Source organism: Nocardiopsis baichengensis YIM 90130 (assembly GCF_000341205.1).
Classification (GTDB): domain Bacteria; phylum Actinomycetota; class Actinomycetes; order Streptosporangiales; family Streptosporangiaceae; genus Nocardiopsis_A; species Nocardiopsis_A halophila.
In genome coordinates this window covers 239,503-261,655 of the sequence record NZ_ANAS01000019.1, presented here as the reverse complement: position 1 = coordinate 261,655, position 22,153 = coordinate 239,503, and the positions used below count along the sequence as shown (strand labels likewise).

Here is a 22,153-nt window from a genome sequence, read left to right as displayed (position 1 = left end):
CCCGCTCTGGCCACCCCGGTGAACGGGGGACCGGCGGGCCGTAGCCGTGTCTGGCCTGCGCGTCAGCGCTTGGAGAACTGCGGGGCCTTGCGGGCCTTCTTCAGACCGGCCTTCTTCCGCTCGACCTTGCGGTCGTCACGGGTGAGGAAGCCGGCCTTCTTCAGCGCCGGGCGGTTGTTCTCGGGGTCCAGCCCCGCCAGGGCGCGGGCCAGCCCGTGGCGCATGGCGCCGGCCTGGCCGCTGGTGCCGCCGCCGTCAAGGTTGGCGGCCACGTCGTAGGCGCCGTCGAACCCGAGGGTGACCAGCGGCTCCTTGATCTCCTGCTGGTGCACCTTGTCCGGGAAGTAGACCTCGAGCGGCTTGCCGTTGATCTTCCACTCGCCGGACCCGGGGGCGATGCGCACCCGCGCGATGGCCTTCTTGCGGCGGCCGGTGCCGGCGCCCGGGCCGGAAGCCGTGGGGACATAGGCCGCGTCGGGCGCCTCGGGCGACTCGGTGGTGTACTCGGCCGGGAACTCCTCGCTCCCGTCGAATTCCTGGGTGACGTCTTCGATGCCGGTGGGCTCGACCACGGTTCTCCTCGTACTTCCTGCTAGCTCTCGCGAACGCCTAGGCGGGCTGCTCGATCTTGCTGATCTCGAAAGGCACCGGCTGCTGCGCCTGGTGCGGGTGCTCCGGCCCGGCGTAGACCTTCAGCTTCTTGGCCATCTGGCGGCCGAGAGAGCCCTTGGGGAGCATGCCCTTGACGGCCTTCTCCACGGCGCGGTCGGGGCGCTTCTCGAGAAGCTCGGCATAGCTCACGCTGCGCAGCCCGCCCGGGTAGCCGGAGTGCCGGTAGGCGCGCTTCTGCTCGCGCTTGCGACCGGTCAGCGCCACCTTCTCGGCGTTCACGACGATCACGAAGTCGCCCGTGTCGATGTGCGGCGCGTAGTAGGTCTTGTGCTTGCCTCGGAGCAGCGTTGCGACGTGGCTGGCCAGCCGGCCGAGCACGACATCGCTTGCGTCGATGACGTGCCACTGACGCTGGACATCGCTGGGCTTGGGGCTGTATGTGCGCACGATCGTAAGCCTTCGTCTCTGTCGGCGTGGTCCGTCCCCTCTTGCGCGAAGGGTCGGGGTCTCGTATTCCTGGGCCGGCCGCCTCGGACGGGACCCAGGCGTTCCGGTGTTGAGTGCGCGGACGATGATGCGTGATCGGCGCCCAGCGACGACTCGCGGGAACCCACGGCAACTCAACGCACAACGACGGAGTATCCTATCGGCACAGAACACCGCAGGTCAAAAACGACCCACGGGCGCCCCGGCCGGGCGGGCTGGCCGCCGTCCGTGACTACTCCGTCTCCTTATTATGCCCCGCCGAGCGAGTGCTTCGTCCGTCCCGTGCGCACGGGGCGCGGGCGCGCCGCCGCGGAGCGGGCGCTAAAGTCGGCGGTGAAGCATATCGCCATCGGGCGCCGAACGCATCGGCGACGCGCCCGGCACCGCCGCTCGCGCCGACTCTGAGCCCCACCCCCCCTTGGCCGCGCCCCCGCCCGACGCCGGGCCCGCGGCCCCGTGTCCCGGACGCCCCGGAGGAGTCCCATCACACCGCATCCGAACGAGCCCAGCCAAGGCCGTCCCGGCCCACCAGACGGCGTGCCCGGACGGCAGGAGCCCGATATGAGCCAGGAGCCGAACCGCCCCGGCCCCCCGCAGCGGCCGCTGCCGCCGGGGGCGCCGCAGGGCCCACCGCCCGGCGCGCCGCGGCCGCTGCCGCCCGGTGCCCGCCCGCCGGGACCGCCGAACGGGCCGCCGCAGGGTCCCCCTCCGGGACCGCCCCCCGGCGGCCGCCCGGCACAGGGCCCGCCGCAGGGCCCGCCGCACGGTCCGCCTCCGCCCGGGCCGCACGGCCCGCCGCCGCGTGGGCCCCGGCCGCCCCAGGCGCCGCAGGGTCCGCAGGGTCCGCAGGGTCCGCCGCGCCCCGGACCGGGCGCCCCGCAGGGGCCGCCTCCTCCCCCGCCGCCCGGTGCCGCGCCCCCCGGCGCCCCGCTGCAGGGCCGGGTGGTGGGCCCGGGGCACGCGCCCGGGGCGGGTGACGAACCCCTCGTCGTGGACGACGACGCCACCCAGAGCATCGGCGCGGTCTCCGGGGACGCCCCGGCCCCCGACGAGTTCGGCGGGCGTCCGATGTTCCGCGACGAGTCCCCGCGCGAGGGCGACACCACCGCCGAGATCGACCTGTCGGCGATGGAGGAGATGGACGGGGCCGGCTCCGGCGGGCGCGGCCGGCGCGGCGCGGGCATGCGCGGCGGCACCACCGCCAAGGTGCTGGCCGGCGTGGGATTCCTCGCCCTGCTCGGCGCGGCCGGGACCGGCGCCTTCATGCTGGCCGGGGGCGGGGGCCCAGACGACGGGTCCGGGTCCTCCGGCGGCGCCGCGGCCGCCGAGGCCCCCGGCGAGCCGCAGCGGCTGGAGTCGGGCGGCCTGTTCCCCGAGACCCTGGAGGTCTCCGGGCAGGAGTACGCCCTGGCCCTGGTGGACGACACCGACGACTGCGCCACCGTGGGGCGCGGCTCCTACGGCGCGGCCCTGGACGAGGCCGGCTGCCGCCAGGTGATCCGCGCCACCTACGTCTCCGAGGACGGGGCGACCGCGGTCACCGCCGGGGTCGCCGCGCTGGACTCCCCGGACGACGCCGGGAAGGCGCTCGACGCCCAGGACCTGGAGGCCGGCGAGTGGTTCGCCGGCCTCAACGGGACCGAGGACAGCGGCGCCCGGAAGGTGGACACCGCCGCCGGGGTCGGCTCCGGCGGGCAGTGGGGGCCCTACCTGCTGTTCACCTTCACGGCCAACGCCGACGGCTCGCCCCCCGAGGACCGGGCGGCCGACCTGGAGGAGGTCTCCCCCGGGTTCGTCGACTCCACCCTGTCCTCGCTGGCCGACCAGGTCGCCTGAGCCCGGCCGCCTGAGCCCGGCCGGTCAGGCGGGCGGGGCCGCGTCCCCGCCGAGCGTGCGCACCCTCCTGGTGGCCCGTGCGCGGGCCGCCAGGAGGCCGCCGTCCGGGTAGGCGACCTCCTCCAGGCACAGCCCGTGCGGGCCCACCACGTGGACCGCGGAGTCGCGCTCCCCCGCGGCCAGCACCCGGGCCGGCCACCCGGTGTCCCGGCGCCCGTCCCCGACCGCCAGCAGCGCCCCCACGAGCGCCCGCACCATGTTGTGGCAGAAGGCGTCGGCCTGGACCGTTCCGGCCAGCAGGTGGTCGCCCTCGCGCACCCACTCCAGGCGCAGCAGCTCGCGCACCGTGGTCGCCCCCTCCCGCCGGCGGCAGTAGGCGGCGAAGTCGTGCTCCCCGGCCAGCTCGGCGGCGGCCAGGTTCATCCGGTCGGCGTCCAGCGGCCGCCGGTGCCAGAGCACGTCGTGGCGGCGCAGCGGGTCCACGCCCCACGGGGCGTCGCTCACCCGGTAGACGTAGCGCCGGTGCAGCGCCGAGAAGCGGGCGTCGAACCCCTCGGGCGCGGGGGCCGCCGAGCGCACCCGCACGTCGGGCGGGAGCACCCCGGCCAGGCGCCGCAGTACCCGCTCGCCCTCGGCCCCCCACACCTCCTCGGGCACGTCCAGGTGGGCCACCTGCCCCGAGGCGTGCACCCCGGCGTCGGTCCGGCCGGCCACGGTCAGCACCGCCTGCTCCGGCGGCAGCCGCAGCACCCGCGCCAGCGCCTCCTGCAGCACCCCCTGCACAGTGCGCCGGCCGGGCTGCTCGGCCCACCCGGAGAAGCCCGAGCCGTCGTAGGCCAGGTCGAGGCGGAGGCGGATCATGGTCGGGCCTTCCTAGGTCGGCGCCCCGTCGGGGGCGCGGAATCGGGGGCGGGGCAAACAGCGGTGCCCGGCCCCCATCGAGGGGACCGGGCACCGGCGGGCAAGGGGGAGTCCCCTTACTCCTCGCTCTTCTTGTCCTCGGCGGACTCCTCGGCGGAGTCGGCCGCGGCCTCGGGGGCCGCCTCCTCCGCCTTCTCCTGCTCCGGGGCCGCAGCAGCGGCCTCGGGGGCCGGAGCCGTCGTGGCGGCCGGGCGGTTGAGCGCCTCGACCAGCTCGATCACGGCCATGGGGGCGTTGTCGCCCTTGCGCGGCCCGATCTTGGTGATGCGGGTGTAGCCACCGGGGCGGTTCTCGTAGCGCGGGCCGATCTCGGTGAACAGCTCGTGCACGACCGCCTTGTCGCGGATGGTCTGCAGCACCTGGCGCCGGGCGTGCAGGTCGCCCCGCTTGCCCAGGGTGATCAGCTTCTCCGCGTAGGGGCGCAGGCGCTTGGCCTTGGCCTCGGTGGTCTTGATACGGCCGTGCTGGAACAGCGAGGTCGCCAGGTTCGCCAGCATGAGCCGCTCATGGGCCGGGCCGGAACCCAGGCGAGGCCCCTTCGTCGGCGTGGGCATCGTGTACTTCTCCTAGTGGTGCGGTCCGCGGCCGCACAGGCGGCCGCGGTACCTCGGGCGACGTCTTCTAGTACTGCTCGGTCTCGACGTAGGACTGGTCGTCGTCGTCGGACCCGTAGGAGTCGGCCGCGCTGCTGGGGTCGAACCCGGGCGGGGAGTCCTTGAGCGAGAGGCCCATGTCCACGAGCTTCTGCTTGACCTCCTCGATGGACTTCGCGCCGAAGTTCCTTATATCCAGAAGGTCCTGCTCGGAGCGGGCGACCAGCTCGCCCACCGTGTGGATGCCCTCGCGCTTGAGGCAGTTGTAGGAACGCACCGTGAGGTTGAGGTCCTCGATCGGCAGCGCCAGGTCCGCGGCCAGGGCCGCGTCCGTGGGCGAGGGGCCCATGTCGATGCCCTCGGCGTCGACGTTGAGCTCGCGCGCCAGCCCGAACAGCTCCACCAGCGTCTTGCCGGCGCTGGCCACGGCGTCGCGGGGCCGGATGCTCGGCTTGGTCTCGACGTCCAGGATGAGCCGGTCGAAGTCGGTGCGCTGCTCGACGCGGGTGGCCTCGACCTTGTAGGTGACCCGCAGGACCGGCGAGTAGATGGAGTCGATCGGGATACGGCCGATCTCCTGGCCGGGCTGCTTGTTCTGGGTCGCCGAGACGTACCCGCGGCCGCGCTCGACCGTCAGCTCCATCTCCAGCTTGCCCTTGCTGTTCAGCGTGGCGATGTGCAGGTCGGGGTTGTGCACCTCGACCCCCGCCGGCGGCGCGATGTCCGCAGCGGTCACCACGCCGGGGCCCTGCTTGCGCAGATACATCAGAACCGGCTCGTCGTGCTCCGAGGAGACGACCAGGCCCTTGAGGTTCAGGATGATCTCGGTGACGTCCTCCTTGACGCCGGGCACGGTGGTGAACTCGTGCTCGACGCCCTCGATGCGGATGCTGGTGACGGCCGCACCGGGGATCGAGGACAGCAGGGTCCGCCGGATCGAGTTGCCGATGGTGTAGCCGAAGCCCGGCTCCAGGGGCTCGATCACGAACTTGGAGCGGAGCTCCGACAGGCTCTCCTCCGAGAGCGCCGGACGCTGGGCGATGAGCATGTTCGGTGTTCCCTTCCCACGGCCGCCCGCTATTTGACGGCCACTGGACGGCCCCGCGGATGCGGGACCTCATCAACTACCTACCCGCTCCCCGGCCGAACGAGGCCGGGCGGGCGCGGCGAGCGCGCCGGGGTCAGACCCGGCGGCGCTTGGGCGGACGGCAGCCGTTGTGCGGAGTCGGCGTGACGTCCTGGATCGAGCCCACCTCCAGGCCGGTGGCCTGCAGCGAGCGGATGGCGGTCTCACGGCCGGAGCCGGGACCCTTGACGAAGACGTCCACCTTGCGCACCCCGTGCTCCTGGGCGCGGCGCGCGGCGGCCTCGGCCGCCATCTGGGCGGCGAACGGGGTGGACTTGCGCGACCCCTTGAAGCCGACCTGCCCGGAGCTCGCCCACGAGATCACCGCACCGGTGGGGTCGGTGATGCTCACGATCGTGTTGTTGAACGTGCTCTTGATGTGAGCATGCCCGTGGACGATGTTCTTCTTTTCCTTGCGGCGCACCTTGCGCGCGGCGCCCTGCTGGCGGCCCTTAGGCGGCATACCTGATTACTCCCAAGATCGTCGGTCCGTCGGCGCCGGACCCGGTGGTCGAGGTCCGGACGGACTACTTCTTCGGCTTCTTCTTGCCGGCCACGGTCTTCTTCTTGCCCTTGCGGGTGCGGGCGTTGGTCTGCGTGCGCTGACCGTGCACCGGCAGACCGCGGCGGTGCCGGATGCCCTGGTAGCAGCCGATCTCCATCTTGCGACGGATGTCGCCCTGAACCTCGCGCCGCAGGTCGCCCTCGACCTGGTAGTTGGCGTCGACCCAGTCGCGGATCTGGACGAGCTGGTCCTCGGAGAGCTCGTGGACACGGGTGTCGGGGCTGACACCGGTGTTCTTCAGGGTCTCGGCCGCACGGGTCCGGCCGATACCGAAAACGTAGGTGAGAGCGATCTCCACCCGCTTGTCACGGGGGAGGTCGACGCCTGCGAGGCGTGCCATATGGGCGTGCTCCTTCGTACTGTGCGGAGGTCTTGCCCGTCCCATTGCCGCTCGCCGCCCTGACGAGCGCCCCGGCCTCCGACCGGGGGTTGTCCCCGCGCACCGCGGGGACCGGGACAGGTCCGTCTGGAATTCGTCGCCGTCGAGAAGACGCGCGAGGGGCTCAGCCCTGGCGCTGCTTGTGGCGCGGGTCCGAGCAGATGACCATGATCCGGCCGTGGCGGCGGATCACTCGGCACTTCGCGCAGATCTTCTTGACGCTCGGCTTGACCTTCATGGTGTCTCCGAACTCGTGCCGCCCCGCCCGCCCGGCTCCCGCCGGACGGCTGCGCGGCGCGGCCTTACTTGTAGCGGTAAACGATGCGCCCGCGGGTGAGGTCGTACGGGCTCAGCTCCACGACGACGCGGTCGTCGGGGAGAATACGGATGTAGTGCATCCGCATCTTGCCGCTGATGTGGGCAAGCACCTTGTGCCCGTTGTCGAGCTCCACTCGGAACATTGCGTTGGGCAGGGACTCGATAACGGAGCCCTCGATCTCGATGGCGCCGTCTTTCTTAGCCATATCCTCCACGCTTCGAGAATCTCCCCGCCGAAGGCAGGGGCTGGCGGCCGGGCGTCCGCGGACGGACACCGGGCACACTGCTGATTCGGACATTGACGATCAGGTCAACCGCGACAGCATACGCGGAGATTCCTGCGGATGCGGAAGTAAGGCACGCTGACCCAACGGCCCGAGTGTGGGCCATCCCAGTCTAACGCCCTCCGCGAGCGGGGAGGACGCCGCGTCAGTCGCCGGCCGCGGTACCGCCGCCGCGGTAGACCGCGGCGAGTCCGAGTGTGATGAACGCCATCACGATACCCCACGGACCGAGCACCCACAGGAACCACGGGTATCCGTCGCTCTGACCGGTCAGATACAGGATGAGCCAGATGGTGAAGCACAGGGTGTTCACCCCGGCCCACAGGCCCCAGGGGATGAGCAGCGCCGGATCGCGCAGCAGGCTCCTCCCGCCGCCCGCGCCCCCGGCCGCACGGGCCGGCCGCGGCGGCTCGGGCGAGGAGGGCAGGTCGGAGACGGCGGCCTCCAGCTCGCGCGCGTCCGAGGCCTTGTAGACCCGCTCCAGGCGGGAGCTGAACTCGCCGCCGTCGAGCCGCCCCTGTGCGAAGTGCGCCTGCAGGAGGCGCGCGGCGCGGTCCCGTTCGGAGTCGGCCGGACCGGCGGCCTTCGGGGCGTCCTCGGCCACGGTGCCCCCCTCCTCCATGGAATCGACCCCGCGGAGTCGGCTGACGGCCTCGATCCTATCCGGCGCCGCGCCGGCCGCCGCCTCCGCGGGCGCGGGGCCTACCAGCCCGGGTCGGGGAAGGAGCGCTTCTCGATCTCGGGCCGGTCGTCCTCGCGGGCGGTGAGCACCATCGGGCCCTGCGCGGTCACCGCGACCGTGTGCTCGAAGTGCGCCGAGCGGCGGCCGTCCCGGGTGACCACGGTCCACTCGTCCTCCAGCACCGCGACGTTGCGGGTGCCCTGGTTGGCCATCGGTTCGATGGCCAGGCACATGCCCTCCTCCAGGCGCAGCCCCTTGCCGGGGCGGCCGTGGTTGAGCACGTGCGGCTCCATGTGCATCTCGGTGCCGATGCCGTGCCCGCCGTACTCCTGGACGTTGCCCCAGGAGCCCTGGGAGGCCATGTAGGAGTCGATGGCGTGGCCGATGTCGCCCAGGCGCCGCCCGGGCCGCAGCTCGGCGATGCCGCGCCACATGGACTCCCGGCACACGTCCATCATCCGCACGTCGTCGTCGGAGACGGTGCCGACCGGGACGGTGACCGCCGAGTCGCCGTGCCACCCCTCCAGGATGGCGCCGCAGTCGACCGAGACCACGTCGCCCTCGGCCAGGACCTTGGAGGCGCGCGGGATGCCGTGCACGACCTCCTCGTTGACCGAGGTGCAGATGGACCCCGGGAAGCCCTGGTAGCCCTTGAACGAGGGCACGGCCCCGGCGCCGCGGATCACCTCTTCGGCGACGGCGTCCAGGTCCAGGGTGCTCATCCCGGGGGCGGCCGCGGCGCGCACCGCGTTCAGGGCGCGCGCCACGACCTTGCCGGCCTCCCGCATCATGCGGATCTGCTCCGGCGTCTTGATCTGGATGTCCGGCTTGGATCTGCGGAACATCAGGCGTCCGGCCCCAGCGCGGCCAGAGCGCGGGCGGTGACGTCCTCGACGGAGCCGGTGGCCCCGATCGCGACCAGCACGCCCTTGTCCCGGTAGTAGGCGACCAGGGGCTCGGTCTGCTCCCGGTAGACCTCCAGGCGGTGCCGGATGACCTCTTCGCGGTCGTCGTCGCGCTGGTAGAGCCCGCCGCCGCAGGCGTCGCAGACGTCCTCGGCCCGGGGCGGGTCGTAGTCGACGTGGTAGACGCGGCCGCACTCCCGGCAGGAGCGGCGGCCGGAGAGGCGCTTGACGACCTCCTCCTCGTCCACCTTGAGCTCCAGGACCGCGTCCAGCGCCGTCCCCATGTCCTTGAGCATGGAGTCCAGCGTCTCGGCCTGGGGCACGTTGCGCGGGAAGCCGTCGAGCAGGAAGCCCTCGCGGGCGTCCTCCTCGGCGAGCCTGCCCCGCACCATCTCGTTGGTGACCTCGTCGGGGACGAGGTCGCCGCGGTCCATGTAGCTCTTGGCCTTCTTGCCGAGCTCGGTACCGCCGCTCACGTTGGCCCGGAAGATGTCGCCCGTGGACACCTTGGGGATGGACAGTTCTGACGCCAGGATCTGGGCCTGGGTGCCTTTCCCGGCACCAGGGGGCCCAACAAGTACGGCACGCACTATCGCAAGAAACCTTCGTAGTTCCGCTGCTGGAGGTGAGACTCGATCTGTTTCACCGTGTCCAGCCCGACACCGACCATGATCAGGATGCTCGTGCCGCCGAACGGGAAGTTCTGGGTCGCCCCGGAGGCGCCCATCGCCACCATCGGCAGCAGAGCGATGAACCCGAGGTACAGCGATCCGGGGGTCGTCAGCCGGTTGAGCACGTACTCCAGGTACTCCGCGGTCGGACGCCCGGGCCGGATACCCGGGATGAACCCACCGTACTTCTTCATGTTGTCGGCGACTTCGGCGGGGTTGAAGGTGATGGCCACGTAGAAGAACGCGAAACCCACGATCATGACGAAGAAGGTCGCCATGTAGACCGGGTGCGTGCCGGTCACGAAGTACTCGTTGAGAAAGCCCACGACGGGGTTGTCGCTGTCCTGGCCGAACAGGCCGATGGCCAGCTGCGGGAGGTAGAGCAGCGAGGAGGCGAAGATGACCGGGATGATGCCGGCCTGGTTCACCTTCAGCGGGATGTAGGTCGAGCTGCCGCCGAACATCCGCCGGCCCACCATGCGCTTGGCGTAGTGCACCGGGATGCGGCGCTGCGCCTGCTCGATGAAGACCACGCCGGCGATCAGCACCAGGCCCGCGATGCAGATGAGCACGAAGACCCAGGTGTCCTGCTCCTGCCAGATGGTCCCGATCGAGGACGGGAACATCGCGATGACCTGGGTGAAGATCATCAGGGACATGCCGTTGCCCACGCCGCGCTCGGTGATCAGCTCACCGAACCACATGATGACCGCGGTCCCCGCCGTCATGGTGAACACCATGGTGACCAGGGTCAGCAGGTCGTCGTTGGGCATGTAGGTGTGCACCGGGATCTGCCCCTGGAAGAGCTGCCCGCTGCGCGCCATCGCGATGAAGCTGGTCGACTGCAGGATGGCCAGGGCCAGGGTGAGGTACCGGGTGTACTGGGTGATCTTCGCCTGGCCGGGCTGGCCCTCCTTCTTGAGGGCCTCCAGCCGCGGGATCACCACCGTGAGCAGGTTGATGATGATGCTCGCGGTGATGTAGGGCATGATGCCCAGCGCGAAGACCGCCAGCTGCAGCAGGGCCCCGCCGCTGAACAGGTTGATCAGCGAATAGATCCCTGATTCGTCGGCGGCCTGCACCGACTCCAGCTGCTCTCTGATCGCCGCGGAGTTGATCCCCGGCGCCGGGATGACCGAGCCCAGCCGGAAGATGGTCAGGATGAAAATGGTGAACAGCAGCTTGTTACGCAGGTCGGGCGTGCGGAACGCACGGACGAACGCTCCTAGCACGTCTCCTCCTGCGCGGCTTCGGCGGCGGAACCGGTTCGAGACATCGCGGCCGATCCTGAATCGTCGTAGAGCGGCGGCACCGGGGGCGGCCCCGGGGCCCTGGAGTCATCGGTCGAACAGTTAGGCGTCAGGCAGTAAGGCACTGTAACAGCCCTTCGGGTCCGGGGCGGGATCGTCCTGGTGACGGCGGACCGGACCCGGGTAGCACGCGGGGGCGCCCGCCGGCTCCCACCCTGGGTGGGTCTCGCCGGCCGACGCCCCCGCATCACTCGTGGCGGATCGGATCGATGCGCCTACAGCTCGGTGGTGGAACCACCGGCGGCGGCGATCTTCTCCTTGGCCGAGGCGGAGAACGCGTTGGCGCTCACCTGGACGGCCACCGAGATCTCACCGGTGCCCAGCACCTTGACGGGCTGGTTCTTGCGCACCGCGCCCTTGGCGACCAGGCCCTCGACGGTGACCTCGCCCCCCTCGGGGAACAGCTCCGCGATCCGGTCCAGGTTCACGACCTGGTAGGTGGTGCGGAACCGGGCGTTGCTGAACCCGCGCAGCTTCGGCAGCCGCCGGATCAGGGGCATCTGACCGCCCTCGAAGCCGACGGGCACCGTGGAGCGGGCCTTGGTGCCCTTGGTGCCGCGACCCGCGGTCTTGCCCTTGGAGGCCTCGCCGCGACCCTTGCGGATCTTGGACTTGTTGCTGCCCGGAGCCGGGCGCAGGTGGTGGAGCTTGAGCAGCTCGCCGGGGTCGTTGTCGCTCATTCGCTGACCTCCTCGACATTCACGAGGTGCGCCACGACGCCGACCTGCCCGCGGAGCTGCGGACCGTCCTCACGGACGACCGACCGGCCGATCTTGCCGAGGCCGAGAGAGCGCAGGTTCTCGTGCTGCTTCTTCGTGCCGCCGATCTTCGACCGCACCTGGGTGATCTTGAGCTTCGCCATCGTCAGGCCCCCGCCTTCGCTTCCGCACGGGCGCGCAGCATGGCGGCCGGCGCGACGTCCTCGATCGGCAGGCCGCGGCGGGCCGCGATCTCCTCGGGACGGCCCAGGCCCTTGAGCGCGGCGACGGTGGCGTGCACGATGTTCAGGGCGTTGGACGAGCCGAGGGACTTGCTCAGCACGTCGTGGACGCCCGCGCACTCCAGCACGGCGCGGACCGGACCGCCGGCGATGACACCGGTACCCGGCGCGGCCGGGCGCAGCAGCACGACGCCGGCGGCGTCCTCGCCCTGGACCCGGTGCGTGATGGTGCCCTGGATGCGGGGGACGCGGAAGAAGTTCTTCTTCGCCTCCTCCACGCCCTTGGCGATGGCGGCCGGAACTTCCTTGGCCTTGCCGTAACCCACGCCCACCATGCCGTTGCCGTCGCCGACGACGACCAGCGCGGTGAAGCTGAACCGCCGGCCGCCCTTGACGACCTTGGCGACCCGGTTGATGGTCACGACCTTCTCGATGTAGGAGACACCCTTGTCTGCGGCGCCGCCGCGGCGATCGTCGCGGCGGTCTCGCCGCTCGCCACCGGCGCCGCGCCGCGGAGCTGCAGCCATCAGTGGTTCCTCTTCCCGTCGGTGTACTTGCTGTGGACCGGGTTCATCGGATCAGAACTCCAGCCCGCCGGACCGGGCGCTCTCGGCGAGCGCCGCGATGCGGCCGTGGTAGCGGTTGCCGCCGCGGTCGAAGACGACCGCGCTGATGCCGGCCTCCTTGGCGCGCTGCGCCAGGAGCTCGCCGACCTTCTGCGACTTCTCGGACTTGGTGCCCTCCTGGGCGCGCAGCCCCGCCTCGATGGTGGAGGCCGAGACCAGGGTGTGGCCCTTGGTGTCGTCCACGATCTGGGCGACCATGTGCTTGGAGGAGCGGGTGACGACCAGGCGCGGGCGCGCCGGCGTGCCGTTGATCTTCTTGCGGACCCGAAGGTGGCGCCGCGCACGCGAAGCAGTGCGCGCGGCCGTGCCCTTGCGGACCGCGGTCGTGCTCTTCGCCATGGCTACTTACCAGCCTTTCCGGCCTTGGAACGGATCCGCTCGCCCGCGTACCGCACGCCCTTCTTCTTGTACGGGTCGGGCTTGCGCAGACGACGGATGTTCGCGGCGACCTGGCCCACCAGCTGCTTGTCGATGCCCTCGACGTGCAGCAGAGTCGGCTTCTCCACGCGGAAGGTGATCCCCTCCGGCGGCTCGATCACGACCGGGTGGCTGTAGCCCAGCGAGAACTCCAGGTTGGAGCCCTTCGCCTGGACGCGGTAGCCGACGCCGTGGATCTCCAGGGTCTTGCTGAAGCCCTTGGAGACGCCCTCGACCAGGTTGGCCAGCAGCGCACGGTTCAGACCGTGCAGCGACCGGTTCTCCGGGTGGTCGTCCGGGCGGCTCAGGACGGCCTGGCCGTCCTCCAGCTCGACCGTGATCGGGTCGGTAACGGTGTGGTGCAGAGTGCCCTTCGGCCCCTTGACAGTGACGTCTTGCCCGTCAATCGTGACTTCGACGCCCTTGGGGACCGAAATCGGCAGTCGACCGATACGCGACATGCTGAAATCTCTCCCTATTACCAGACGTAGGCGAGGACTTCGCCGCCCACGCCGTTCTTCTTGGCCTGCTTGTCGGTCATCAGGCCACCGGACGTCGAGATGATGGCGGTGCCGAGACCGCCCAGAACGCGCGGAAGGTTGTCCTTCTTGGCGTAGACGCGCAGGCCCGGCTTGGACACGCGCCGGATGCCGGCGATCGAACGCTCCCGAGTGGGGCCGTACTTGAGCTCCACCACCAGGGTCTTTCCGACCTGCGCCTCTTCGACGCTCCAGCCCTGGACGTAGCCCTCCTGCTGGAGGACCTCGGCGATGTGCGCCTTGATCTTGGAATACGGCATCGCCACGGTGTCGTGGTGCGCCGAATTCGCGTTGCGCAGACGCGTGAGCATGTCTGCGATCGGGTCGGTCATCGTCATGGCCGACTGGCCCTTCCTCACCGCGGTTTCCCCAAGGACAGACGGGTCCCTTCCCGCCTGTTCCCCTTTCCGGGGCACCTCTAGGACCTACGGCGTGGTCACGGGCCGGCCACCGGACGCACCGGTGCCCGGGCCCTTGTTCTGTCCATCGTGTTACGTGGTGGTCGCCGCGCCCGCCCGCGCCCGGCCACTCCGGGGAGGGGGCGGCGCGGCGGCTCCGCGATCCGCTCCTACGGCCGGGACGGCGCCCGGCCCGCGGCTGCTACCAGCTCGACTTGGCGATGCCCGGCAGCTCACCCTTGTGCGCCATCTCGCGGAAGCAGATGCGGCACAGGCCGAACTTGCGGAAGACGGCGCGCGGACGTCCGCACTTCGAGCAACGAGTATACGCGCGGACGGCGAACTTCGGCTTCCTGTTCGCCTTGGCGATCAGCGCCTTCTTTGCCATGGTCGCCTCCCTCAGGCTTCCTTGAAGGGGAACCCGAGGCGCTTGAGCAGGCTGCGCCCCTGGTCGTCCGTGGTCGCAGTGGTCACGACCGTGATGTCCATGCCCCGCGGCCGGTCGACCTTGTCCGGGTCGACCTCGTGGAACATGACCTGCTCGGTGAGGCCGAAGGTGTAGTTGCCCTTGCCGTCGAACTGGTTCGGGTTGAGCCCGCGGAAGTCCCGGATGCGCGGCAGGGCCAGGGAGACCAGCCGGTCCACGAACTCCCACATGCGGTCGCCGCGCAGCGTGGCGGCGGCGCCGATGGGCTGCCCCTCGCGCAGCTTGAACTGCGCGATGGACTTCTTGGCCCGGTTGATCTTGGGCTTCTGGCCCGTGATCGCCGACAGGTCGGCGACGGCGCCCTGGATCAGCTTGGCGTCGCGCGCGGCCTCGCCCACGCCCATGTTCACCACGACCTTGGTCAGGCCGGGGATCTGCATGACGTTGGCGATCCCGAACTCCTCGCGCAGCGCCGGCATGATCTCGGAGCGGTACTTCTCCTTGAGACGAGGCATCGCCGGAGCCTCGATGTCGTTGGTGACCGTCATCAGATGTCCTTACCGGTACGGCGCGAGACGCGAACCTTCTTGCCGTCTTCGGTGAAGCGGTAGCCGACCCGGATGCCCTTGCCGTCCTCGGCGAGGGCGACGTTGCTCACGTGGATCGGGGCCTCCTGCGTGACGACCTCGCCCTGCTGGCCGCTCGCCGGGTTCGCCTTCCTGTGCTTCTTGATGAGGTTGACGCCCTCGACGACGACACGCTGCTCCTTGGGAAGGGCCTTGATGACCTTCCCGGTGGCACCCTTGTCCTTGCCGGCGATGACGATGACCTCGTCGTCCTTCTTGACCTTCATCGCCTAGAGCACCTCCGGCGCTAGCGAGATGATGCGCATGAACTTGTTGTCCCGCAGCTCACGTCCGACCGGACCGAAGATGCGGGTGCCTCGCGGGTCCCCACCGTCCTTGATGAGCACGGCGGCGTTCTCATCGAAGCGGATGTAGGAGCCGTCGGGCCGGCGGCGCTCCTTGACGGTGCGCACGATGACAGCCTTGACGACATCGCCCTTCTTCACGCCTGCGCCGGGAAGGGCGTCCTTCACCGTCGCCACGATGGTGTCGCCGATGCCCGCGTAGCGCCGACCCGAGCCACCGAGGACACGGATGGTCAAGATCTCCTTGGCCCCCGTGTTGTCGGCGACCTTGAGTCGCGACTCCTGCTGAATCACGTCTGCTCCTGATATGTGCGCGCGGGCGCACTGCCCGCACTGCTAGGTGGTCTCACCCCTTAGGCGGCCGATCTCCACCAACCGGCCGCCGAGGCAGGGGTCTACTTAGCCTTCTCCAGGATCTCCACGACGCGCCAGCGCTTGGTCGCCGACAGCGGGCGGGTCTCCATCATCCGGACCCGGTCGCCGACGCCGCAGATCTCGTTCTCGTCGTGGGCCTTGTACTTGGTGGTGCGGCGGATGACCTTGCCGTACAGCGCGTGCTTGACACGGTCCTCGACCTCGACGACCACGGTCTTCGACATCTTGTCGCTGACGACGTAGCCCTCGCGCACCTTGCGGTAGTTGCGAGCGGTCCGCTCGTCGATCTCGCTCATTCGGCTGCTTCCTTCGTCTTCTCAGCCGACTCGGCCAGCGGCATGATGCCCAGCTCGTGCTCCCGCAGGACCGTGTAGATCCGCGCGATCTCGCGCTTGACGGTGCGCAGTCGGCCGTTGTTGTCGAGCTGCCCGGTGGCAGCCTGGAAGCGCAGGTTGAACAGCTCTTCCTTCGCCTCCTTGAGCTTGCCGACCAGGTCCTCCTGGGACTGGACGCGCAGCTCCTGGGCGGTCGGGGACTTCGCCATTACTCCCACACCTCCCGCTTCACGAACTTGCACCGCATCGGGAGCTTGTGCATGGCCCGACGCATGGCCTCCTTGGCCACCGGTTCCGGCACGCCGGACAGCTCGAACATCACTCGGCCCGGCTTCACCGGGGCGACCCACCACTCGGGCGAGCCCTTGCCGGAACCCATCCGGGTCTCGGCCGGCTTCTTGGTCAGCGGGCGGTCCGGGAAGATGTTGATCCACACCTTGCCGCCGCGCTTGATGTGACGGGTCATGGCGATACGAGCGGCCTCGATCTGCCGGTTGGTGACGTAGGCGGCGTCCAGGGCCTGGATGCCGAACTCACCGAAGTTGACCGTCGTCCCACCCTTGGCGCGGCCGCGCAGGTCCGGGTGGTGCTGCTTGCGGTACTTGACCTTCCGGGGAATGAGCATCTCGTTCAGCTCCCCTCGTTCCCGGACTTCTCGGCGCCCTGAGCCGCGTCGGCGGGCGCGCTGGACTTGGCCTCGGCCGGCTGCCCCTGGCCGCCGCCCTGGCCGCCCTGGCCGCCGCGACGGCGACGGCCCGGACGCTCGCGGCGCTGGCCGCCGCCTCCGCCGCCCGGGGCGCGCTGTGCGGCCTGCTGGGCCTCGCGCTCGGCACGGGTGGCCGGGGCGTCGCCCTTGTAGATCCACACCTTCACGCCGATGCGGCCGAACGTCGTACGGGCCTCGAAGAAGCCGTAGTCGATGTCGGCGCGCAGCGTGTGCAGCGGCACGCGGCCCTCGCGGTAGAACTCCGACCGCGACATCTCGGCACCGCCGAGACGGCCGCTGCACTGGATGCGGATGCCCTTGGCGCCGCTCTTGGAGGCGCTCTGCATGGCCTTGCGCATCGCGCGGCGGAACGCCACCCGGCTGGCCAGCTGCTCGGCCACGCCCTGGGCGACGAGCTGGGCGTCGGTCTCCGGGCTCTTCACCTCGAGGATGTTGAGCTGGACCTGCTTGCCCGTCAGCTTCTCCAGGTTGCTGCGGAGGCGGTCGGCCTCCGCGCCGCGCCGGCCGATGACGATGCCGGGGCGGGCGGTGTGGATGTCCACGCGCACGCGCTCGCGGGTCCGCTCGATCTCGACCTTGCTGATTCCGGCCCGCTCCATGCCGCGGTTGAGCATGCGGCGGATGGCCACGTCTTCCTTGACGTAGTCCTTGTACTGCTTCTCGGCGTACCAGCGGGTCTTGTAGTCAGTCGTGACCCCGAGCCGGAACCCGTGCGGGTTGATCTTCTGCCCCACTATCGGGTCCTTTCCTTGGTCTCACTGGGCTCCACGACCACGGTGATGTGGCTCGTGCGCTTGGTGACCCGGAAAGCGCGCCCGAAGCCACGCGGACGGATCCGCTTCAGCGTCGGGCCCTCGTCCACCCAGGCACGCCCCACGACCAGGGTCTCGCGGTCCAGCTTGTCGTTGTGCTCGGCGTTGGCGATCGCACTCGCCAGCACCTTCCCCACCGGCTCGCTCGCCGACTGCGGCGCGAACCGGAGGACCGCCTGTGCCTCGTCAGCGGGCAACCCGCGAATCAGGTCCACCACCCGGCGGGCCTTGCGGGGCGTGACGCGGACGAACCGCGCCTGTGCCCTCGTTCCCATCGCTTTTCCCTCGCTCACGGAAATCTCCTCCCCACTCACCGTGGGGAACATGGTCCTTGTCGATCGGTGCAACCGCTAACGGCGGCTACGGCGGTCTTCCTTGACGTGGCTCCGGAAAGTGCGCGTGGGGGCGAACTCGCCGAGCTTGTGGCCGATCATCGCCTCGGAGATGAAGACCGGGACGTGCTTGCGGCCGTCGTGCACGGCGATGGTGTGCCCGATCATCTCCGGGACGACCATGGAGCGCCGCGACCACGTCTTGATGACGTTCTTGGTGCCCTTCTCGTTCTGGTCCTCCACCTTCTTGGCCAGGTGGTGGTCCACGAAGGGGCCCTTCTTAAGGCTACGTGGCATCAGACGTGCTCCTTACCGCTTCTTCTTGCCGCTGCGCCGACGCCGCACGATGTACTTGTCGCTGGCCTTGTTCTTGCGACGGGTCCGGCCTTCCTTCTTACCGGCGGGGTTGACCGGGTGGCGGCCGCCCGAGGTACGGCCCTCACCACCGCCGTGGGGGTGGTCGACCGGGTTCATGACCACACCGCGGACGGTGGGCCTGCGGCCCTTCCACCGCATGCGGCCGGCCTTGCCCCAGTTGATGTTGGACTGCTCGGCGTTGCCGACCTGTCCGACGGTGGCGCGGCAGGTGACCTCCACCATCCGCATCTCACCGGAGGGCATGCGCAGCGTGGCGTAGTTGCCCTCCTTGGCCAGGAGCTGGATCTGCGACCCGGCGGAGCGGCCCAGCTTGGCGCCGCCGCCCGGCTTGAGCTCGACCGCGTGCACGAACGTACCCGTGGGGATGTTGCGCAGCGGGAGGCAGTTCCCGGGCTTGATGTCGGACCCGGGGCCGTTCTCGACCCGGTCGCCCTGCTTCAGGCCGGCGGGCGCCAGGATGTAGCGCTTCTCGCCGTCCACGTAGTGCAGCAGGGCGATGCGGGCGGTCCGGTTCGGGTCGTACTCGATGTGCGCGACCTTCGCGGGGACGCCGTCCTTGTCGTGCCGACGGAAGTCGATGACACGGTAGGCGCGCTTGTGGCCGCCGCCCTGGTGGCGCGTGGTGATACGGCCGTGGCCGTTGCGGCCGCCCTTGGAGTGGAGCGGACGCACCAGGGACTTCTCCGGCTCCGAACGCGTGACCTCGACGAAGTCGCTCACGCTGGAGCCGCGACGACCCGGCGTCGTCGGCTTGTACTTACGAATGCCCATCTTCTTCGTGCATTCCTTCGCGAATTGCTGGTTGAAGCGGTGTCCGGCCGCAGGCTGCGCGGATCAGACCCCGAAGATGTCGATCCGGTCGCCCTCGGCGACCGTCACGATCGCGCGCTTGGTGTCGGGACGCTTCCCGTAACCGAAGCGGGTGCGCTTGCGCTTGCCGGGACGGTTGATCGTGTTCACGCTCGCGACCTTCACCTCGAAGATCTTCTCGACCGCGATCTTGATCTGCGTCTTGTTGGCGTCCGGGCGCACGATGAACGTGTACTGGTTCTGGTCCTGCAGCCCGTAGCTCTTCTCGGAGATCACCGGCTCGACGATGATGTCCCGAGGGTCGGGGATCCTCACTGGTCGTCCTCCTCCGGCTTCCGGGCCTGCGAGGCACCCGAAGCGTGCGCCAGGAACTCCTCGTACCCGCGCTCGGTGAAGACCACGTCGTCGGCGTCGAGGACGTCGTAGGTGTTCACCTGGTCCGCGTCGAGGATGTGCACCTCGGCGAGGTTGCGCAGCGCGAGGCGGTTGGTCTCGTCGTTGCGGTCCAGGACCACCAGGACCTTGTCGGAATCGGTGACCTGGCGCAGGGCCTTGAGCGCGGTCTGGGTGCGCTTGGCCGACACCTCGTCGGGGACGAAGGTGCTGAGCACGTGCACCCGGCCGTTGCGGGCCCGGTCCGACAGGGCGCCGCGCAGCGCGGCGGCCTTCATCTTCTTGGGCGTGCGCTGGGCGTAGTCGCGCGGCTGGGGGCCGTGCACGGTCCCACCGCCGGCGAACTGCGGAGCGCGGGTCGAGCCCTGGCGGGCCCGGCCGGTGCCCTTCTGCCGGTAGGGCTTCTTGCCACCGCCGCGGACCATGCCGCGGGTCTTGGTGGCGTGGGTCCCCTGCCGGGCCGCGGCCAGCTGCGCGTTGACGACCTGGTGCATCAGCGGGATGTTCGCCTGCTGCTCGAAGATCGCCTCCGGGAGCTCGACGCTCCGGCCGGCGGCGCCGTCGGGGCCCTTGACCTCGATCGTCGCCATAATCAGTTCTCCCCCTTCGCGGCGGTGCGGACGAGCACCAGCCCGCCGTTGGGACCGGGCACCGCACCCTTGACCAGGATGAGGCCCTTCTCCGCGTCGACCGCCTGAACCTTGAGGTTCTGCACGGTCGTGCGGGCGTTGCCCATCCGGCCGGCCATCCTCATGCCCTTGAACACGCGCCCGGGCGTGGCGCAGCCGCCGATGGAGCCCGGCGAGCGGTGCACCTTGTGCGCACCGTGCGAGGCCTTCAGGCCGCGGAAGCCGTGGCGCTTCATGACACCGGCGAAGCCCTTGCCCTTGCTGCGGCCGGTGACGTCGACCAGCTGGCCGGTCTCGAAGTCCTCGGCGGTCAGCTCCTGGCCGAGCGTGTACTCGGTGGCGTCGGAGGTGCGGACCTCGACGTAGTGGCGGCGCGGCGTCAGGTCGTGCTTGCGCAGGTAGTCGCCGAGCGGCTTGTTCACCTTGCGCGGATTGACCTTGCCGTAGCCGAGCTGGACGGCGGTGTAGCCGTCGGTCTCCGGAGTCCGAACGCGCGTCACGACGCACGGGCCGGCCTTCAGGACGGTCACGGGCACGATCTTGCCCGAGTCGTCGAAGACCTGGGTCATGCCGAGCTTCTCGCCCAGGACTCCCTTGATCTGCTTGGTGGCCATGTCTGTGCGTCCCTTAAAGCTTGATCTCGATGTCGACGCCGGCCGGCAGGTCGAGACGCATGAGCGAGTCGACGGTCTTCGGCGTCGGGTCGATGATGTCGATCAGCCGCTTGTGCGTGCGCATCTCGAAGTGCTCCCGCGAGTCCTTGTACTTGTGCGGAGAGCGGATGACGCAGTAAACGTTCTTTTCCGTCGGCAACGGCACCGGGCCAGCGACCTGCGCGCCGGTCCGCGTCACGGTCTCGACGATCTTGCGAGCCGAGCTGTCGATGACCTCGTGGTCATAGGCCTTGAGCCGAATGCGGATCTTCTGTCCCGCCATGGTGGCCTTTTCGTCCTTCGCTTCAGTGTCCGTAGAGGCGCCGTGCCGGCGAGCCGGCCCGGGCCCCGTCAGGGGGCGCCCTGTCGTTGTTTGGCTCTATTCACCTGAGAAACCGCTGCAGGGCTGTCCCCTGAGGTGCATCACCGCTACAGAGCCCGATGACGTCGTTCATGGTGCGGCGGCCGGGCCGGTCGGCGGCCCGACCGCCGCATACGGTCGTCCTCTACTTGAGGATCTTGGTGACGCGACCGGCGCCCACCGTCCGGCCACCCTCGCGGATGGCGAACTTCAGGCCCTCCTCCATCGCGACCGGCTGGATCAGCTGGACGGTCATGCCGGTGCTGTCACCGGGCATCACCATCTCGGTGCCCTCCGGGAGCGTGACGACGCCGGTGACGTCGGTGGTCCGGAAGTAGAACTGGGGCCGGTAGTTGTTGAAGAACGGGGTGTGGCGACCGCCCTCGTCCTTGGACAGGATGACGACCTGGCCCTCGAACTCGGTGTGCGGGGTCGTGGTGCCCGGCTTGATGACGACCTGGCCGCGCTCGACGTCCTCGCGCTTGGTGCCGCGCAGCAGCAGACCGACGTTGTCGCCGGCCTGGCCCTGGTCGAGCAGCTTGCGGAACATCTCGACGCCGGTGACCGTGGTGGTCTGCTTGTCTTCCTTGATGCCGACGATGTCGACCGTCTCGTTGACGTTGATGACACCGCGCTCGATGCGGCCGGTGACGACGGTGCCGCGGCCGGTGATCGAGAAGACGTCCTCGATCGGCATCAGGAACGGCTTGTCGGTGTCGCGCGCCGGCTCGGGGATCTTCTCGTCGACGGCGTTCATCAGCTCGAGCACGCCCTGGGCGGCGTCGGCGTCGCCCTCCAGCGCCTTGAGCGCGGAGACCTTGACGACCGGGACGTCGTCACCGGGGAACTCGTACTCGCTGAGGAGCTCGCGGATCTCCATCTCGACGAGCTCGAAGATCTCCTCGTCGTCCACCATGTCGGCCTTGTTCAGGGCGACGACGATGTAGGGGACGCCGACCTGGCGGGCCAGGAGCACGTGCTCCTTGGTCTGCGGCATCGGGCCGTCGGTGGCGGCGACCACCAGGATGGCGCCGTCCATCTGCGCCGCACCGGTGATCATGTTCTTCACGTAGTCGGCGTGGCCGGGGCAGTCCACGTGCGCGTAGTGGCGCGCCTCGGTCTGGTACTCGACGTGGGCGACGGAGATGGTGATGCCGCGCTCGCGCTCCTCAGGAGCGTTGTCGATGTCCGCGAACGGCGTGAACGGGTTCATCTCCGGGTACGCGTCGTGCAGGACCTTGGTGATGGCCGCGGTCAGCGTGGTCTTGCCGTGGTCGATGTGCCCGATCGTGCCGATGTTGACGTGCGGCTTGCTCCGGTCGAACTTTGCCTTCGCCACTGGATCTCTCCTAGACGTACAGGGTTGCTAGCTGACTGGTTAC

The 22,153-nt window shown here is 69.9% G+C and carries 36 protein-coding genes; 1 reads left to right on the top strand and 35 read right to left on the bottom strand.

Annotated features, from left to right (window positions below; genetic code table 11):
- Window positions 1-62: 62 nt before the first annotated feature.
- Window positions 63-572, bottom strand: a complete 510-nt coding sequence (gene rpsI / locus C892_RS0116535) for a 30S ribosomal protein S9 (RefSeq protein ID WP_017558084.1) — start codon at window positions 570-572, stop codon at window positions 63-65.
- Between the two features lie 37 nt (window positions 573-609).
- Window positions 610-1,059, bottom strand: coding sequence for a 50S ribosomal protein L13 (gene rplM, locus C892_RS0116530; protein WP_026124410.1), 450 nt, complete (start codon window positions 1,057-1,059; stop codon window positions 610-612).
- A gap of 1,029 nt (window positions 1,060-2,088) precedes the next feature.
- Between rplM and C892_RS32300 the strand changes: the two genes are divergently transcribed.
- Window positions 2,089-2,934, top strand: a complete 846-nt coding sequence (locus C892_RS32300; RefSeq protein ID WP_017558083.1) for a hypothetical protein — start codon at window positions 2,089-2,091, stop codon at window positions 2,932-2,934.
- 24 nt (window positions 2,935-2,958) lie between these two features.
- Here the strand turns inward: C892_RS32300 and truA are convergent, their stop codons facing one another.
- The 33 genes from truA to tuf all read right to left on the bottom strand — a co-directional run bounded on the left by truA (window position 2,959) and on the right by tuf (window position 22,110).
- Window positions 2,959-3,795 (bottom strand): tRNA pseudouridine(38-40) synthase TruA, encoded by an 837-nt coding sequence (gene truA, locus C892_RS0116520; RefSeq protein ID WP_017558082.1) that lies wholly within the window; start codon window positions 3,793-3,795, stop codon window positions 2,959-2,961.
- 116 nt (window positions 3,796-3,911) lie between these two features.
- Entirely contained in the window at window positions 3,912-4,409 is a 498-nt protein-coding gene (rplQ, locus tag C892_RS0116515) for a 50S ribosomal protein L17 (protein ID WP_083934399.1), read from the bottom strand.
- Window positions 4,410-4,476: 67 nt separating this feature from the next.
- Window positions 4,477-5,496, bottom strand: a complete 1,020-nt coding sequence (locus C892_RS0116510) for a DNA-directed RNA polymerase subunit alpha (protein WP_017558080.1) — start codon at window positions 5,494-5,496, stop codon at window positions 4,477-4,479.
- A 133-nt stretch (window positions 5,497-5,629) separates the two neighbouring features.
- Window positions 5,630-6,037 carry a 30S ribosomal protein S11 gene (gene rpsK / locus C892_RS0116505; RefSeq protein ID WP_017537995.1) on the bottom strand — a complete coding sequence of 136 codons (408 nt, stop codon included), beginning with the start codon at window positions 6,035-6,037 and terminating at the stop codon, window positions 5,630-5,632.
- A gap of 64 nt (window positions 6,038-6,101) precedes the next feature.
- The gene (rpsM, locus tag C892_RS0116500) at window positions 6,102-6,479 is read right to left on the bottom strand and encodes a 30S ribosomal protein S13 (protein WP_017537996.1); all 378 of its coding nucleotides are present in this window, start codon (window positions 6,477-6,479) and stop codon (window positions 6,102-6,104) included.
- 163 nt (window positions 6,480-6,642) lie between these two features.
- Window positions 6,643-6,756: a 50S ribosomal protein L36 gene (gene rpmJ / locus C892_RS0116495; protein WP_017537997.1), complete on the bottom strand. Its 114-nt coding sequence runs from the start codon at window positions 6,754-6,756 to the stop codon at window positions 6,643-6,645.
- A gap of 64 nt (window positions 6,757-6,820) precedes the next feature.
- The gene (gene infA / locus C892_RS0116490; protein ID WP_017593374.1) at window positions 6,821-7,042 is read right to left on the bottom strand and encodes a translation initiation factor IF-1; all 222 of its coding nucleotides are present in this window, start codon (window positions 7,040-7,042) and stop codon (window positions 6,821-6,823) included.
- A gap of 223 nt (window positions 7,043-7,265) precedes the next feature.
- The gene (locus C892_RS0116485; RefSeq protein WP_017558079.1) at window positions 7,266-7,742 is read right to left on the bottom strand and encodes a DUF1707 SHOCT-like domain-containing protein; all 477 of its coding nucleotides are present in this window, start codon (window positions 7,740-7,742) and stop codon (window positions 7,266-7,268) included.
- An 80-nt stretch (window positions 7,743-7,822) separates the two neighbouring features.
- Window positions 7,823-8,647 (bottom strand): type I methionyl aminopeptidase, encoded by an 825-nt coding sequence (gene map / locus C892_RS0116480; protein ID WP_017558078.1) that lies wholly within the window; start codon window positions 8,645-8,647, stop codon window positions 7,823-7,825.
- Window positions 8,647-9,297, bottom strand: a complete 651-nt coding sequence (locus tag C892_RS0116475) for an adenylate kinase (RefSeq protein ID WP_026124408.1) — start codon at window positions 9,295-9,297, stop codon at window positions 8,647-8,649. The genes map and C892_RS0116475 overlap by 1 nt, the downstream gene beginning before the upstream one ends.
- Window positions 9,297-10,610: a preprotein translocase subunit SecY gene (gene secY, locus C892_RS0116470; RefSeq protein WP_017558077.1), complete on the bottom strand. Its 1,314-nt coding sequence runs from the start codon at window positions 10,608-10,610 to the stop codon at window positions 9,297-9,299. Before secY ends, C892_RS0116475 begins: the two co-directional genes overlap by 1 nt.
- Before the next feature lie 293 nt (window positions 10,611-10,903).
- Window positions 10,904-11,368 (bottom strand): 50S ribosomal protein L15, encoded by a 465-nt coding sequence (rplO, locus tag C892_RS0116465; protein ID WP_017538003.1) that lies wholly within the window; start codon window positions 11,366-11,368, stop codon window positions 10,904-10,906.
- Complete coding sequence (gene rpmD / locus C892_RS0116460; RefSeq protein WP_017538004.1) at window positions 11,365-11,550, bottom strand: 50S ribosomal protein L30; 186 nt, start codon at window positions 11,548-11,550, stop codon at window positions 11,365-11,367. The genes rplO and rpmD overlap by 4 nt, the downstream gene beginning before the upstream one ends.
- 2 nt (window positions 11,551-11,552) lie before the next feature.
- A complete protein-coding gene (gene rpsE / locus C892_RS0116455; RefSeq protein ID WP_017538005.1) occupies window positions 11,553-12,155 on the bottom strand; it encodes a 30S ribosomal protein S5 in 603 nt (200 codons plus the stop codon).
- A 51-nt stretch (window positions 12,156-12,206) separates the two neighbouring features.
- Complete coding sequence (gene rplR, locus C892_RS0116450; protein WP_017538006.1) at window positions 12,207-12,593, bottom strand: 50S ribosomal protein L18; 387 nt, start codon at window positions 12,591-12,593, stop codon at window positions 12,207-12,209.
- 2 nt (window positions 12,594-12,595) lie between these two features.
- On the bottom strand, window positions 12,596-13,132 hold the full coding sequence (gene rplF, locus C892_RS0116445; protein WP_017558076.1) for a 50S ribosomal protein L6: 537 nt from the start codon (window positions 13,130-13,132) through the stop codon (window positions 12,596-12,598).
- A 17-nt stretch (window positions 13,133-13,149) separates the two neighbouring features.
- On the bottom strand, window positions 13,150-13,548 hold the full coding sequence (rpsH, locus tag C892_RS0116440) for a 30S ribosomal protein S8 (protein WP_017538008.1): 399 nt from the start codon (window positions 13,546-13,548) through the stop codon (window positions 13,150-13,152).
- Between the two features lie 262 nt (window positions 13,549-13,810).
- Window positions 13,811-13,996 carry a type Z 30S ribosomal protein S14 gene (locus C892_RS0116435; RefSeq protein ID WP_017538009.1) on the bottom strand — a complete coding sequence of 62 codons (186 nt, stop codon included), beginning with the start codon at window positions 13,994-13,996 and terminating at the stop codon, window positions 13,811-13,813.
- Between the two features lie 11 nt (window positions 13,997-14,007).
- Window positions 14,008-14,583, bottom strand: coding sequence for a 50S ribosomal protein L5 (gene rplE / locus C892_RS0116430; protein ID WP_017538010.1), 576 nt, complete (start codon window positions 14,581-14,583; stop codon window positions 14,008-14,010).
- Window positions 14,583-14,888 (bottom strand): 50S ribosomal protein L24, encoded by a 306-nt coding sequence (rplX, locus tag C892_RS0116425; RefSeq protein ID WP_017538011.1) that lies wholly within the window; start codon window positions 14,886-14,888, stop codon window positions 14,583-14,585. The genes rplE and rplX overlap by 1 nt, the downstream gene beginning before the upstream one ends.
- A 3-nt stretch (window positions 14,889-14,891) precedes the next feature.
- The gene (rplN, locus tag C892_RS0116420) at window positions 14,892-15,260 is read right to left on the bottom strand and encodes a 50S ribosomal protein L14 (protein ID WP_017538012.1); all 369 of its coding nucleotides are present in this window, start codon (window positions 15,258-15,260) and stop codon (window positions 14,892-14,894) included.
- Between the two features lie 101 nt (window positions 15,261-15,361).
- Entirely contained in the window at window positions 15,362-15,637 is a 276-nt protein-coding gene (gene rpsQ, locus C892_RS0116415; protein ID WP_017538013.1) for a 30S ribosomal protein S17, read from the bottom strand.
- The gene (gene rpmC, locus C892_RS0116410; protein ID WP_017538014.1) at window positions 15,634-15,885 is read right to left on the bottom strand and encodes a 50S ribosomal protein L29; all 252 of its coding nucleotides are present in this window, start codon (window positions 15,883-15,885) and stop codon (window positions 15,634-15,636) included. The genes rpsQ and rpmC overlap by 4 nt, the downstream gene beginning before the upstream one ends.
- Window positions 15,885-16,301: a 50S ribosomal protein L16 gene (gene rplP / locus C892_RS0116405; protein WP_017538015.1), complete on the bottom strand. Its 417-nt coding sequence runs from the start codon at window positions 16,299-16,301 to the stop codon at window positions 15,885-15,887. Before rplP ends, rpmC begins: the two co-directional genes overlap by 1 nt.
- A 5-nt stretch (window positions 16,302-16,306) precedes the next feature.
- Window positions 16,307-17,137 carry a 30S ribosomal protein S3 gene (gene rpsC / locus C892_RS0116400; protein ID WP_017538016.1) on the bottom strand — a complete coding sequence of 277 codons (831 nt, stop codon included), beginning with the start codon at window positions 17,135-17,137 and terminating at the stop codon, window positions 16,307-16,309.
- A complete protein-coding gene (gene rplV / locus C892_RS0116395; protein ID WP_026124407.1) occupies window positions 17,137-17,490 on the bottom strand; it encodes a 50S ribosomal protein L22 in 354 nt (117 codons plus the stop codon). The genes rpsC and rplV overlap by 1 nt, the downstream gene beginning before the upstream one ends.
- Window positions 17,491-17,565: 75 nt before the next feature.
- Window positions 17,566-17,844 carry a 30S ribosomal protein S19 gene (rpsS, locus tag C892_RS0116390; protein WP_026124406.1) on the bottom strand — a complete coding sequence of 93 codons (279 nt, stop codon included), beginning with the start codon at window positions 17,842-17,844 and terminating at the stop codon, window positions 17,566-17,568.
- Window positions 17,845-17,856: 12 nt separating this feature from the next.
- Window positions 17,857-18,696, bottom strand: coding sequence for a 50S ribosomal protein L2 (rplB, locus tag C892_RS0116385; RefSeq protein ID WP_026124405.1), 840 nt, complete (start codon window positions 18,694-18,696; stop codon window positions 17,857-17,859).
- Between the two features lie 63 nt (window positions 18,697-18,759).
- A complete protein-coding gene (gene rplW, locus C892_RS0116380; protein WP_017538020.1) occupies window positions 18,760-19,050 on the bottom strand; it encodes a 50S ribosomal protein L23 in 291 nt (96 codons plus the stop codon).
- A complete protein-coding gene (gene rplD / locus C892_RS0116375; RefSeq protein WP_017538021.1) occupies window positions 19,047-19,718 on the bottom strand; it encodes a 50S ribosomal protein L4 in 672 nt (223 codons plus the stop codon). The genes rplW and rplD overlap by 4 nt, the downstream gene beginning before the upstream one ends.
- 2 nt (window positions 19,719-19,720) lie before the next feature.
- Window positions 19,721-20,371 (bottom strand): 50S ribosomal protein L3, encoded by a 651-nt coding sequence (gene rplC, locus C892_RS0116370; protein WP_017538022.1) that lies wholly within the window; start codon window positions 20,369-20,371, stop codon window positions 19,721-19,723.
- A 13-nt stretch (window positions 20,372-20,384) separates the two neighbouring features.
- Window positions 20,385-20,693 (bottom strand): 30S ribosomal protein S10, encoded by a 309-nt coding sequence (rpsJ, locus tag C892_RS0116365; RefSeq protein ID WP_013156110.1) that lies wholly within the window; start codon window positions 20,691-20,693, stop codon window positions 20,385-20,387.
- Window positions 20,694-20,916: 223 nt separating this feature from the next.
- Complete coding sequence (gene tuf / locus C892_RS0116360; RefSeq protein WP_017538023.1) at window positions 20,917-22,110, bottom strand: elongation factor Tu; 1,194 nt, start codon at window positions 22,108-22,110, stop codon at window positions 20,917-20,919.
- Between the last annotated feature and the right edge of the window lie 43 nt (window positions 22,111-22,153).